At 56.7% G+C, this 13,402-nt stretch carries 12 protein-coding genes; 6 read left to right on the top strand and 6 right to left on the bottom strand.

Translation table 11 applies throughout. The features are described from left to right. Positions 1 to 13: 13 nt before the first annotated feature. The 4 genes from upp to DYY88_RS04185 all read right to left on the bottom strand — a co-directional run bounded on the left by upp (position 14) and on the right by DYY88_RS04185 (position 4,277). Entirely contained in the window at positions 14 to 739 is a 726-nt protein-coding gene (upp, locus tag DYY88_RS04200) for a uracil phosphoribosyltransferase (protein WP_302849225.1), read from the bottom strand. A gap of 33 nt (positions 740 to 772) precedes the next feature. Then, a complete protein-coding gene (locus DYY88_RS04195; RefSeq protein WP_236146315.1) occupies positions 773 to 2,011 on the bottom strand; it encodes a URC4/urg3 family protein in 1,239 nt (412 codons plus the stop codon). Further along, on the bottom strand, positions 2,008 to 3,273 hold the full coding sequence (locus tag DYY88_RS04190; protein ID WP_039725681.1) for a GTP cyclohydrolase II: 1,266 nt from the start codon (positions 3,271 to 3,273) through the stop codon (positions 2,008 to 2,010). The genes DYY88_RS04195 and DYY88_RS04190 overlap by 4 nt, the downstream gene beginning before the upstream one ends. Before the next feature lie 356 nt (positions 3,274 to 3,629). Continuing rightward, positions 3,630 to 4,277 carry a hypothetical protein gene (locus DYY88_RS04185; RefSeq protein WP_052288256.1) on the bottom strand — a complete coding sequence of 216 codons (648 nt, stop codon included), beginning with the start codon at positions 4,275 to 4,277 and terminating at the stop codon, positions 3,630 to 3,632. Positions 4,278 to 4,472: 195 nt separating this feature from the next. On the opposite strand from DYY88_RS04185, the gene DYY88_RS04180 reads away from it, so the two are divergent. From DYY88_RS04180 to DYY88_RS04165, 4 genes are read left to right on the top strand one after another with little or no spacing between them, the layout of a single operon-like run. Beyond that, positions 4,473 to 5,300: a tetratricopeptide repeat protein gene (locus DYY88_RS04180; protein ID WP_052288255.1), complete on the top strand. Its 828-nt coding sequence runs from the start codon at positions 4,473 to 4,475 to the stop codon at positions 5,298 to 5,300. Between the two features lie 7 nt (positions 5,301 to 5,307). Beyond that, a complete protein-coding gene (locus DYY88_RS04175) occupies positions 5,308 to 6,591 on the top strand; it encodes an urease accessory protein UreH domain-containing protein (protein ID WP_044151043.1) in 1,284 nt (427 codons plus the stop codon). 4 nt (positions 6,592 to 6,595) lie between these two features. Beyond that, positions 6,596 to 7,261, top strand: a complete 666-nt coding sequence (locus DYY88_RS04170; RefSeq protein WP_044151041.1) for a hypothetical protein — start codon at positions 6,596 to 6,598, stop codon at positions 7,259 to 7,261. Continuing rightward, on the top strand, positions 7,258 to 7,812 hold the full coding sequence (locus DYY88_RS04165; RefSeq protein ID WP_052288254.1) for an alpha/beta hydrolase: 555 nt from the start codon (positions 7,258 to 7,260) through the stop codon (positions 7,810 to 7,812). Before DYY88_RS04170 ends, DYY88_RS04165 begins: the two co-directional genes overlap by 4 nt. A 135-nt stretch (positions 7,813 to 7,947) precedes the next feature. Here the strand turns inward: DYY88_RS04165 and DYY88_RS04160 are convergent, their stop codons facing one another. Beyond that, complete coding sequence (locus DYY88_RS04160; protein WP_039725679.1) at positions 7,948 to 8,679, bottom strand: GAF domain-containing protein; 732 nt, start codon at positions 8,677 to 8,679, stop codon at positions 7,948 to 7,950. Between the two features lie 164 nt (positions 8,680 to 8,843). Between DYY88_RS04160 and DYY88_RS04155 the strand changes: the two genes are divergently transcribed. Beyond that, complete coding sequence (locus DYY88_RS04155) at positions 8,844 to 9,338, top strand: hypothetical protein (protein WP_039725678.1); 495 nt, start codon at positions 8,844 to 8,846, stop codon at positions 9,336 to 9,338. Between the two features lie 275 nt (positions 9,339 to 9,613). Further along, the gene (locus DYY88_RS04150) at positions 9,614 to 11,275 is read left to right on the top strand and encodes a CocE/NonD family hydrolase (protein WP_044151039.1); all 1,662 of its coding nucleotides are present in this window, start codon (positions 9,614 to 9,616) and stop codon (positions 11,273 to 11,275) included. 17 nt (positions 11,276 to 11,292) lie between these two features. Here DYY88_RS04150 and DYY88_RS04145 read toward each other — a convergent pair whose 3' ends face one another. Further along, positions 11,293 to 13,083 (bottom strand): sensor histidine kinase, encoded by a 1,791-nt coding sequence (locus DYY88_RS04145; RefSeq protein WP_236146314.1) that lies wholly within the window; start codon positions 13,081 to 13,083, stop codon positions 11,293 to 11,295. Positions 13,084 to 13,402: the final 319 nt, after the last annotated feature.

The following is a 13,402-nucleotide window of genomic DNA, read 5'->3' as shown; positions in this document are numbered from 1 at the left end:
TTCACGGGCTTGATTATTTGGTGCCGAACATGCGATCGCCTGCATCCCCTAAACCCGGCAAGATGTAGCCATGTTCGTCGAGTTTGTCATCGATCGCGGCGGTGAAGATGGGCACGTCGGGGTGTTCGGAGTGGAAGTGTTCGATGCCTTCGGGGGCGGCGAGCAGGCAGACGAATTTGATGGAGTGGGGCTGGGTTTCCTTGAGGCGATAGACGGCGGCGACGGCAGAGTTGCCCGTAGCGAGCATCGGGTCGACTACCAACATGTCGCGCTCTGAGACATCCCCCGGCACTTTGAAGTAATACTCCACGGCAATGTGGGTGCGTGGGTCGCGATATAGGCCAATGTGGCCGACTCGGGCGGAGGGCATGAGCTGCAACATGCCGTCGAGAATGCCCTGTCCCGCCCGCATGATGGAAATGAGCACCACCTTTTTGCCGGAGAGCATGGGGGCTTGCATGATGGCCATGGGGGTTTCAATTTCCACCTTTTCCAATGGCATGTCGCGGGTCACTTCGTAGGCCAGCAGCATACTGATTTCCCCCAGCAGGCTGCGAAATTTGGCCGTGCTGGTGTCTTTTTGCCGCATCAGGGTCAGCTTGTGCTGGATGAGGGGATGGTCGATCAGGGTGACGGTGGGCATGGAGGTATGAGGGTGGTTGGGTGGCAGGGTGGATGGGTGTTGTAGGGGCGAGGCATTTTGGTTCTGACAAATTTGAATAACCGATATGTGATTCACAAAATGCCTCGCCCCTGCGGAATATGAATGGCATCAAAACACGGTGCCGTCGCTTTGGATGGTAATGGGGGGCGCGCCGCTGTCGGAGCGCAGGTGTTTGGCGATGCGGCGTCCGGCGGCCCAGGTGCCGCCTTCGAGGACTTTGATGAGGGGCAATTCTTCCGCCGACTTGCCGAGTTGGTGGCGGACGCGATCGCCGATCGCATCCAGCATCACCACGGTTAATGCTCGCCATTCCACCACTACCGGGGAACTGGGCAAATGCGCCTCGCGGGTGACGGCGTCGTGTTTCGGCACTAGCAAACCGAGATCCAAACAGAGGCCGCCGTTGCGGTATTCTGCCAGTCCGGTCAGGGTGTTCAGGTTCGTCACTGTGAGGCCAGCGGACTGCAAAGGCTCCACTAGAGAGTAGGTGAGCCACTGGGATAGCTTGTGAAAGGGCACCAGATTCGTACCGGGACCAGTGTTGGATAGAGCGGGGTGGGGCCATACGTCGCCGAGGTTGGTATCCGCGATCGCGACTCTGCCCGGCCAAATGTCGCCAAAACTGATCAGCACTTCGGTTAACAGGTTCCCCGCGTCGAGCGTGTTGCCATAAGTGGCATGCCAGTAATCCAGCAAATTGCCGGGCCGGGGGCAGTCCGCGCCGAACCGCTGGGGGTGCGCGGCGAGGGAGCGACCAAGCTGGTGCAAGAGCTGCAGCCGTCCCGATAATCCCACCAGCGGATTCTCGTCGCTGACCTGGAAGGCGTTAGCCAAGTCCGACTCGGTGAGGGCTTGCAGGCCCGCTGCATCCACCTGATAGGGCTGTTCTGGGTCGGACGAAAAGACGCCCTGTTGGAAGGCGTGGAGGCTAGCGATCGCCAGTCCCTCGGAGCGCCCCAAGACCTGATCGGCAGCGCGATCGTGGTAGCGCCACAGGCTCCCCGCTCCGGCATCCAGCAACACACTGACGATGGCGAGATCGAGGCGCGATCGCGCCGCTGCTGCTACGGATAATTCCGCCAGTGACTGATCCAACTGAGCCAGTCGGGGTGTCCCTCCAGCGTCAAAGTGTCGCCAGCGGGAGTGAAAGGGCACGTCGAAGTCGGGGTAGAGTTGCTGGGTGGTTGCCACCACATAATCGGCGACGGTGTCCAACTGGCTCAGGTCGCAGGCGAAATGATCTAGCTGGCCCGCTTCACACAAGGCGAAGAGTTGCTGGCAGCGATCGCGGACGGCTTGGGGGGTGCGGAGGTCGGCGATCGCGGCGGACTCTGACGGCGTCATCATGCGTCCTCGTATTGCCGACCGATGGTTTTTTCCAGCACGGTTTCGTCCGGCACCTCGCCTTCGGTGTAATAGCCCGCTGCCTTCTTCGCGTTGATTTCTACCATCGCATCCGCCGGTATCAACTCCTCAGGAATGGTGATGCGCTCAACAATTTCAATGCCGGATTTAGTCACCGCGTCGTATTTCATGTTGCTCATCGAGACGAACTGGTCAATGCGAGTGATGCCCAGCCAATGCATCACGTCGGGCATGATTTCCTGAAAGCGCATGTCCGGCACGCCCGCAACACATTCGGTACGAGTGAAGTAGGTGTCAGCGCGATCGCCCCCCTCCTGGCGTTTGCGGGCGTTATACACGAGAAACTTCGTCACTTCGCCCAGGGCGCGCCCCTCTTTGCGGGCGTAGATGATGACGCCCGCCCCGCCCACCTGCGCGGTTTGAATCGCCACCTCAATGCCGTGGACGAGGTACGGACGACAGGTGCAAATGTCAGAACCAAACACGTCCGAGCCATTGCACTCATCGTGGATGCGCACGGCTAGCGGTTTGTCAGGATCCGTAATCGCTTCGATCTCGCCCAAAATGTAGACGGTATGGCCGCCAATGGGGGGCAAAAACACTTCCAAATCAGGACGGGTCACCAACTCGGGGAACATGCCCCCGGTCTGCTCGAACAAAGTGCGGCGGAGGTCACTTTCTTCCACGCCAAAGCGCTTGGCAATGCCCGGCAGGTGCCAGACGGGCTCGATCGCCGCTTTGGTCACCACCAATTCACCGTTCTCTTTCAAAATTTTGCCGTCCACCTTGAGACGCCCCTGGGCGACGGCGTCTTGCAGTTCGGGAATGTTGATGTGGGCTTTGGTGATGGCGATAGAGGGACGAATGTCGTAGCCCTCGGCCCGCAAATCGGCAAACAGATGATTATCCAGCGCCCCAAAGGGATCCAGCGCCACAATCTTGGTCGGGTCGCCCCAACTGGGGTGTGGCCCAATGGATACGGTGGGAGAGGTGTCGGTCAGGTCGGCCTGGTGATCGCGCTTGAGACTGCCGCTGGCGATCGCCAACGCTCGGTACACGGCATACCCGCCGGAATGGGTGCCAATGGCGTTGCGGTGAGCCAGATTCCCCAAGGTGGCAATGATCGGGCCGCGTTCTTGCGGATTAGGATTCCCCCACTGCACGGGATGAGGTTGGCTGCCAAACTGGGCCGGATGCGAAGTGAGAACAATGTGCTTATGGCGAGGCGACTGAGCCGAGGTCATCGTAGAGCCCCTTAATCACTAAATTTTGAACCTATCCTGTCAGGGTAGCCCAGACTGTAGTGCAGGTTGCAATGTTGGTATGGCCTCGGAGGACGGTTCCCTGTGGGCTGATAGACAAGATGTTGGTTTACACCGAGGGAACCGTCCCCTGGCGACACCCGATTCTGGGCTGAGGTGATGATAAGGAGATCTCTGAAAAAGAAATCCCCCGAAAAATTCGTCGTGTAGGTTGGGGTTGACGTCAGGAAACCCAACAGTAGGAAGGATTAAAGCCTGTTGATTCATGGCCTCTGGCCAGGCTTCGCCAACGTTCCTTGACGCCAACCTACGACGGTAAATTTATTTCTGGAGAACCCCTAAGTGTCGCTCTGGCCGATGAAGGGGGTGGCCCACTTGCGCCAGTTTTCTTTATTGAAGGGCGATCGCCATTTACGAATTAGTTCTGATTCCAACGACTGGCGGGCTTTGCGATCTTCAGGAGCGTAGGGCCAAAAGCCAATGTTGACCTGCACCGGCAGATCGGCGGCTCGGTGGGCAGAAACATAGTTGAGAATGTAGCGCTTGCAGTCGTGGGTGCCCTTCCAGCGCTGATTGGCCTTAACGGTTTCGCCCACGTAGAGCAGTAAATCGGCCTCATGATCCAGCACGAAGTAAAGGGCGGCGTTGCCCGCATCGGTGAACTGCTCGCGCCAAAACTCGGCATTGCGCTGGGGTAGAGTGAATGGATCGATCGCCTCCACCGGGGACGGCACACTGTCGCCGAACAAACTCCCCTGAGTTGCGCCCGCCTCGCCCTTCACCGTCTGCTGAAACTCGTGGATCCGCTGCTTCCAAGCGGTCAGTTCGTCAGCGCTCAAAGCAGCCTGTTGCGCGGGACGGTTATACGCCCACGACACCTCAGCGGCTTTGAGATCTTGATTCGAGAGCAGAGAAGGTTGGTATTCCGCCACGCGATCGCCCACATCTAGCGTTTTCACCCACCGATGATACTGCACCCACACCATCAGGCAAGGAATTGTGAGGGGATGTTGCAGCCAGCCGCAGGTTCCTCCTCGGTCACTGCTCCATATGGTTCAAATCTTCGTCCGTGCCAAACTCAGCAGGATTCCCAAAAATCTCCCCTTGCAGTAATTTTTAGTTTCCCTTTCGTCGCCAGACTCGATAGTCTATAAAAGTGCCTTCCATCATTTATCAATCCAGTGCGTTTAAAAACTCCTTGTCGCCTGTTTGTCAGTGTTTGTCTCTGCCTGTGCTTCGCATGGGGGTGGGGAGCGTCCGCGATCGCGGCTCCTGCGCCTGACAACTTTAGCCAAGCCGACATTCAAGAAATGGCTACTTTGCGCGAAAAAGCCTTTATTACCAGTCGCGAAGGCGACTATGCGGCAGCGGATAAGCTGTGGACGCAGCTCTTAGAGTACTTGCCTGAGGAACCGGCGATTTGGAGCAATCGCGGCATTGTGCGAGCCAGTCAATTTCAACTAGAGGATGCGATCGCCGACTACACTCAAGCGATCACCCTGGCTCCCGACGAGCCCGATTCTTATTTGAATCGAGGGGCGGCGTACGAGATGCAGCAGGAATGGGATGCGGCGATCGCGGACTACAACCACGTTTTGGCGCTCGATCCTCAAGAGGCGGGGGCGCTGAATAATCGCGGCAATGCTGAGGCCGGTCAGGGCGACTGGGAAGCTGCGATCGCCGACTACAAAACTGCCGCCGATCTGGACCCGAATTTTGCCTTGGCACGCGTTAACTATGGTCTGGCTCTGTATCAGGTCGATCGTCATGATGAAGCGCTGAAAACTTTGCGAGGCGTGGTGCGCAAGTATCCCAACTTTCCCGATGCGCGGGCGGCCCTCACTGCCGGACTGTGGGCCAGCAACCAGCGCGGTGAGGCCGAAAGCCAGTGGGTCGCGGTAGAAGGCTTGGATAGCCGCTATAAAGATTTAGAGTGGGTGCGCACGATTCGCCGCTGGCCGCCGAAAGTCGCCGACGCCCTGGAACAGTTTTTGACCTTGGAGGGTTAAGGCCACCGTGCTGGAACTCTCTCTCATCGCCGCGTTGGGATTTTTAGGCAGCTTTGGGCACTGTGTCGGCATGTGCGGCCCGATCACGGTGGCGTTTTCCTTGGCGGCCCGTTCCCAAACAACCGATGAGACGACGGTACCGACGCGATCGCAACAGTTTTGGTTTCACCTTTGCCTCAACTTAGGTCGGCTCGCCAGTTATGTGTTGGTGGGGGCCGCGATCGGGGGGCTGGGATCGGTACTGGTTGCTGGGGGGCAGATGGCGGGCGTCGGCAGTGTTCTGCGTCGCGGGATGGCCCTACTGACAGGCACTTTGCTAATCCTCATTGGGCTGCGGCAGGTGGCTCCGGGATTATTCCCTCAATTGCCCTTTCTGCATCCGTTGCAAGGCGCACTGCACGATCGCCTGCAGCAAGTGATGGGGCACACGGCCCAGTCGCGCCGCTGGTGGACACCGCTGTTACTGGGCCTTGCCTGGGGGTTAATCCCCTGCGGCTTTCTTTACACCGCGCAGATCAAAGCGGCGGCCACGAGTTCAGTGTGGGCGGGGGCGGCGACGATGGGAGCCTTTGGCTTGGGCACGTTGCCGATGATGGTGGGGTTGGGCACCTATAGCGCTTGGCTAAGCCGCGATCGCCGCAGTCAGCTATTCCAACTCGGCGGTTGGATTACTCTGCTGATTGGCGTCCTCACATTGCTCCGCACAGGCGATCTGATGGTCGATTATGCAGGGCATCTGTCGCTCCTATTTCTGGCGCTGGCGCTTATCGCTCGACCCATCAGTAAATTGTGGCCTTATCCCCTGCGGTTTCGTCGCTTACTAGGGGTCGGAGGTTTTGTATTGGCCCTCGCCCATACCGTCCACATGCTCGAACACAGTTGGAACTGGCAGCCCGCAGCGGTGCGTTTCATGTTGCCGCAGCATCGGTGGGGCATGGTGGCGGGGGCGATCGCCCTCCTATTGATGATTCCCCTCACCCTTACCAGTACTGATACGGCTCAGCGACGACTGGGCAAAGCCTGGCGATCGCTCCATCTGCTCAGCATTCCGGCGCTGTTGTTGGGGGGGCTGCACGCCATCGTTGCCGGCTCGAGCTATTTCGGCAGTTTGCAAATGCAGGGGCGTCCCTTACTGCATTCCGGCTTGCTCGCGGGGAGTTTGCTGTTGGTGATGGCGCTGCGATCGCCCGTTTTCTGGCGGTTGTTCAACTACCAGCGGTGGTACACCCCGCCGGCCAAATCCGCCCGCCCGCCGCTCTCCCCCTCTCCTTCTTCTCACTGTCACGAATAGTCTGATGCCTAGAGTTTTTCCTTCCTGTTTGCTGCTGGCGGCGACCTGGCTGGGCAGTACGGCGATGGCCCCCGCGATCGCCCACGAAGTCCAATTTGCTGAAGATGTTGGGGCCACTCTGCACATCGAACCCAACGACATCGCTCGCGCTGGTGCCCCCACCGATATATGGTTTGCGCTCACGCAAGCCGGGGGCACTGTCGTGCCGCTAGCTGAGTGCGACTGCACCCTCACCCTGTACGACAGTCAGGCCAATGCCATCGAGACGCCTCCCCTGAGCGCGATTTCCGCCGAGGGTTTCCAAGCAATTCCGGGGGCGACGGTCACCTTTCCCGAGGTTGGCGCGTATGAACTGCGGCTGGCGGGTAGCCCGCAGCAGGCGGGAGCCTTCACCCCCTTTGAGCTGAGTTTTGAGGTAACGGTGGCGAGTCGAGCACCCAATGCATCTGCCGCCCCGACTACTGCTGCGGCTACGAGCGATGAGCCTGGCCCATCAGAGACGATAACGACTGACCCCGAACCAGAAGTTTCGCAAACTACGGAAACTCTGACTGACCCGGCTGCGTCTAATCAGTGGCTAGTGCCCGCAATTGGGGGCGGTATCGTGATTGTTGTAGGCTTAGCTATTGCCATAATTAGAGGCGGGCGATCGCCCAGAGGTGAGGAATGAAATTAACCGGGAAAGCTTGGGTGGCGGGACTGGCGGGAGTGTTGGCTAGTCTGTTGGGCCAGGGAACAGCGGCGATCGCTGCCGAAAAAATTGTGCTGACCTATGGGCCGATCTCGATGCGGGTGCCCATTACTGAGTTAGAAGGCTTGGCCGAAACAGGCGAAGCTTCGGGGCAGTTGGAGCAACTGCTGAAATTGGCTAACCAAGAACCGACATCCGTGCAAACCACGCTAACGGATCCGGTGCCCGTCAATCTCACGGTGCTCGATCTGGCGCTGAACTCGCTGCCAGGGGAATGGGCGCTCGATCAGGTCGGCGAGATTATCCATCCGGCCTCAGGCGCGGGCAGTCGTCAGGCGTTGCGCTCGGCCCTCATTGCCGCTGCGGCTGACGATAACGAAATCACCCTGCTGGAAGTGATGCAGGCTTATCCCACGCCAGAACTGATGGTGCGGGGCGATCGCTTGCTCGAAACCTACAATCGCCTTTACGACATTTTGGAACCGTTAGAAGCCCTGGCCGATATCTTCGAGACGGACATTTTGCCTTAGGGCATTGTTGGCCCTGAGAATGGGGAGGGCTCGTCGCGTGGGTCAATCGTAGAGCGACCCACACGAGCCTTGGCAACCGGGGGCTGGCCAACTCGACACACTCTGCAAACCCTAAAGTTGAGCGTTGACACTGCCCTAGCTTTCCGACTGTGTTTGCACGGAGTCTCGGGGAAGCAACACGTCAGCCACTTCAGGAAATTGTTGGCGCATACAGTCGTCGCAAACGCCGTGGGTAAAGTTGACGTCACTGTGAGCTTCCATAAATTGTTCGACTGTGTGCCAAAACCCCTCATCATTGCGAATGTTTTTGCAATAGGCGCAAATTGGCACGAGCCCTTCCATCAGGTGAATCTTTTCGAGAGAAGCGGCCAACTGGGCCGAGGTGCGTCTGAGCTCTAGCTGCAGCACGACCTGACGCGCCAATGCCTCTAACGTTTTGAGCTGTTGGGGCGAGAGCTCGCGTGGTTGATAGTCAATCACGCACAGCGTACCGATCGCTTCACCCGAGGGCGTGATCAACGGCACCCCCGCATAAAAGCGAATGTTGGGGGCACACGTGACCAATTGATTGTCGGCAAACCGTTCATCGGCCAGCGCATCGGGAATCACAAACGGCTTAGGCTGGGCGATCGCATGGGCACAAAACGAGACGTCGCGACTGGTCTCGTCAACCGCGATGCCCACCTTTGACTTAAACCATTGGCGATGGGCTTCGACCAGGCTAATGAGCGCGATCGGGGCCTCGCAGATGTAGGCCGCCAACGCGGTAATGTCGTCATAGACCGCTTCTGCTGGGGTATCTAAAATGTTGTACTGCCGCAGCGCTTCCAGGCGGGCCGCTTCTTGCTTGAGCTTCGGGGGCTTCATGGTCACACACCACGCTTACCATTACGTTTCATTCTAGGAATCGAATCTGGCATCCCTGGTAAGGGCACGGAAAAGTTGACAGTGCTTAATGTGCTTCCGTAACTCTCGACACCAAATGTGTTGAATAACCCTATGCCCCCATCCTTGATAGGAGATGAGACTGTATGAACTTAACGCGATCGCTGCTCTGGGCCATCCCCTTTAGTGTGTTAACCAGTCTGGGCTCGGCTGCCCTAGCCACCACCATAGAATTGGAGGTGTTGCCGACGCTCACCTCTGGGGGTACCTGTCCCGAGCAACTCATTGCCCACGAAACCCTCCGTCCCTATGTCGAGGGCAGTTATTCCCGTGACGGCATGATCAAACTGCGGGATATTGCGACAAACGTTCGTGTGGTCACCACTGACGCTTTCAGTACCACGTGGACGGCGACGCTCAAGCCTGAATTTCGCGACTGTGAAGGGTCGGCCATTATCACGCGCATTGATGACGAAGCCTTTACGACGCATTCTTATCTGCAAGTGCAGCTCGCCGACGGTGAGGTGACCGCCGTGCTGGATATGACCGGCATTCCCGACGCTAACGGCTATACCTCAACGCTGCTGTTTGGCGGATTGCGGGAAGGAAATCCCCGCTGGACTTGGGGCGGCTCAGATTGAGGGGTTAACGCAGCGCGATCGCCCGTCCGATTTGGGGTTAGACCAATAGCCGGGAGTGGCGGGGCTCAATCTTCTCCGCAAGATGAGACTGAAACGACCCGATAGTGAGGGAACGGAATAGTAAAGTTAAGGAGATCATCATCTGATCAGAGCTTTTTAACTTGGCATCCACCAGTTCCCTCCCTCGCGTGAATTCAGCTGCCAATCCTGAACCGCCTTAGTTAGACGGGCAAGGGATGGTTGGCCGCCTGTGAACAATTGACTCCGAAAAATTTGTGCGACCCCGATATTCCGTCTTACCGAAAGAGAGCGTCTCGATTCTCACGCGCGATTGTGTCCGTTTAGATGCGGATGTCTATCGACCTGACGCGGCGGGTAAATTTCCGGTTTTGCTGATGCGGCAGCCCTACGGACGGGCGATCGCCTCCACGGTCGTCTACGCCCATCCCAGTTGGTATGCGGCCCACGGGTTCATCGTCGTAATTCAAGACGTGCGGGGGCGCGGCACTTCCGAAGGCGAGTTTCAGCTCTTTGCCCACGAGGTCAATGACGGCTTTGACACCGTAGAATGGGCGGCTCATCTGCCCGGTAGTAATGGCCGCGTGGGCATGTATGGCTTTTCTTACCAGGGCATGACCCAGCTCTTTGCCGCCCAGGCTCGGCCTAAGGGGTTGAAGGCGATCGCCCCCGCCATGGTGGGCTATCACCCCGGCCCAGATTGGGCCTACGAAAATGGGGCGCTGTTGCTGCAGGCGGGGGTGGGGTGGGCTATCCAACTCGCGGCCGAAACGGCTCGCCTGAAGGACGATCGCGTTGCATTTCAGGCGTTGTATCAAGCCTCGCGACAGTTGCCCGTGTATGACGCCGACCCTACGTGTCCCGATGTACTGCAGCGCTACGCCCCTGACTCGTTCTTTCACGATTGGCGTCAGCACCCGCCGGATGCCCCCTACTGGCAAAGCATCACTCCCCAGTTAGAGGATGTTGACTTGCCCATGCTGCACGTTGGCGGCTGGTTTGACCCTTATCTGCGGGGCGATGTGCGGCTCTATCAGGCGATGGCAGCCCGTAGTCAGTTTCCGCAACTGTTGTGGATTGGGCCTTGGGGCCATCTGCCGTGGAGTCAACATGTGGGGGCGCGCGACTTTGGCGCAGCGGCTAATAGCCCTATCGATCGCCTCCAGATCCAATGGTTTGCCCACTGGCTCCGAGACGAACCGGCCCAACTGCTCAACCAACCCCCCGTCAACTTGTTTGAAATGGGCAGCAACCGCTGGCGAGCCTTTGACCACTGGCCTCACGAGAGCGATCGCCAACGCTGGCAATTTTCCAGTAGCGGACTGGCGGCAATGCACTCAGGTGACGGCAAGCTCCTGAAGTTAGAGGCTCCCTTTGAGGATGTCTCGCCTACGGTTCCCAGCATTGATACGTGGGTGCATGATCCGTGGCGTCCCGTACCTTCATTAGGGGGCCATGCCGCCATACCGTCTGGTGCGTTTAATCGCGCTGCGATCGATGGCCGCAGTGACGTGCTCACCTACACCTCTGATCCATTACCGACTGCTCTAGTCGTGGCCGGACAGGTGGAAGTCAGCCTGCATTGCCAGGGCGATCGCCCCAGCTTTGACCTCAGCCTCACCCTGTCAGAAGTGCGCCCCGATGGCACTGTGTATAACCTGACTCAGGGGTATGGTCGTTTCACGGGCATACCCAACGCCTGGCAAACGCATGTGGTGAAATTGCAACCGACCTGTTTCCAGTGTGCGCAGGGGCAGGCATTACGAATCAGCATCAGCGCCGCCAACTTTCCGGCTTACGCGGTGAACCCTGGAGTCGCGATCGCCCATGCCAGTCCACGCCTGATGGATGCGCAAATTACGACCCTCAGCGTGAAGTGTAGCCACCCTGATTCCTATCTTTTACTATCCACTAACTGAGGCTTGAATTTGGCTGCCTAGTGTGTGCCAGTCGTAGGATGATGGATGGCTCGCGGGATGGTGATTTCAAAGGTTGTCCCTTGTCCAAAACTTGACTGACAAATCAGCTTGCCTCGATGTTTTTCGGTGATGATTTGATAGCTGATGGGCATGCCCATACCTGTTCCCTTGCCTACAGTTTTAGTGGTGAAAAACGGATCAAAAATTTTCTGTTGGGTCTGGGCTGACATGCCGATCCCGTTATCGGTAATCGTAATCAGAATATGATCCGTATCGACTAAGCGAGACGCGATCGTAATGTGTCCCTGGTAATGTTCATCACTTGCTGTCGTCGCCTCATACTGTTCTTCAATCGCATCGATCGCATTCGTCAAAATATTCATAAAGACTTGATTGAGCTGACCCGCATAACATTCGATTAGAGGCAAGTCTCCGTAGGCTTTAGTGACTTTAATCGCAGATCGATGACCCGTCTCTTTCAGCCGATTGGTCAGAATGACGAGTGTGCTGTCAATGCCTTCATGAATGTTGACATCCTTAATTTCTGACTCATCGAGTCTTGAAAAAGTCCGCAATGACATGACAATCTGGCGAATGCGATTCGCTCCAATATCGATTGATCCTAAGAGCTTAGGCAAATCCTGTTCAATGAATTCAAGATCAATGGTTTCAATTTCCTGGGTAATGGTCGCTGGTGGTTCAGGATAATGCTCGCGATATAGCTCGATGAGATGAAAAAGATCGTGGACGTAATCTTTGGCAGGCTGAATATTGCCATAAATAAAGTTGACTGGATTATTGATTTCGTGGGCAACCCCTGCGACCAGTTGCCCTAGGCCTGACATCTTTTCAGTTTGCACGAGCTGGAGCTGAGTCGTTTGGAGCTCGTGAATGACTGACTGCAGATTCTCTTCTGCTTGTTTGCGATCGTGGATTTCGAGATCAAGTTCGTGATTGCGTTGTTCTAACGTTTGATGCGTCCGAATATAATCCAAAATTAGCCCCATTAAAGGCACTAAATAGGCGATGATTTTGAGGAAGTGAGCAATGTTGAAATGATTGTCAAACAAGGCTGTTGAACCAAACGCCATGTGCGCCTGAGTCGCAATATTTGGAATGGTGCTAATGACGAGGGAATGGGAGAAAAGATTGGGATTGTTACGATAAAAATTAGGATAAATCCAGATGCCAGCAATGATAAATAAAACTAGCGGCAAAACGTCCCAAGGTCGTGTGATCAAGGCGTCGGGAAACATGGTTTGTGGCAGGCTGGCGCTAGTGGCACAAATGTGGATGATGCTATAAGCCAACAGCCCAAACGTTGCACTGACCACTGCGACAAAGAGGGTATTGCCTTGCCATTTTCGATAGGCAGAGCCCACAAAAAAGAGACTCACGCCGATGATGGTTAAGGCGGCATTAGAGAGGCGACAAAGCGCCCAAGTAAAGGGAATTAAGTTTTCGTTGCTGGCAACGGCGTCAATCAGGCGATCGGCGGCGAGGGTATGAAAGGCATCCATCAATCCCGCGCAGAGCAGGGCCACACCAATGACGGGGGTGGTCACATCATGCTTAATGTTGAAATGGGCAAAGGCTAAGATGACGGTGAAAATGGCTGCACAGAAGGCACTCCACTCCAGAATGGTGTGGGTATAGCTGCCTTCCATGGCTTGGTGCAGGGCATCAGCCATGGCCGCGGCGGGAAGCTGGGCGGTGGCGGCTAAGTCAAGTGCCACAGTTGATGAGCTGAAGTCGATTCCGACCCAATTTAGGGATAACGGCACGAGGCAGATCAGCACAATGGTCATGATCAACCATCGCGGTAATTTAGATGTGCTGTCTGACCGAGTTGGGGCGATCGCCCAGGGGGGGCTTACCTTCCAGAACGGCAGTGTAATCACTCCTGTTGGCTTGAGCCATTCACGGGATATGCCATGTTGGGCTCGGTCATCATTGCTCATGGCTTCGCGACTTCAGACAATAACTACTTTAGACTTCCCGACTCTGGCGCTGAACAACCGGCAAGGTCAGGTCACAAGAGCTGCCATGCCTCCAATGAGAACGGTTGTGAGTCATGATTGACCCAAGATCATGGGGGCTCGCCATTGAGGATGCCAGCAGTTTTTT

This window comes from Leptolyngbya iicbica LK (assembly GCF_004212215.1).
GTDB classification, from domain to species: Bacteria; Cyanobacteriota; Cyanobacteriia; order Phormidesmidales; family Phormidesmidaceae; genus Halomicronema; species Halomicronema iicbica.
This window is presented reverse-complemented; position numbering and strand designations above follow the sequence as displayed.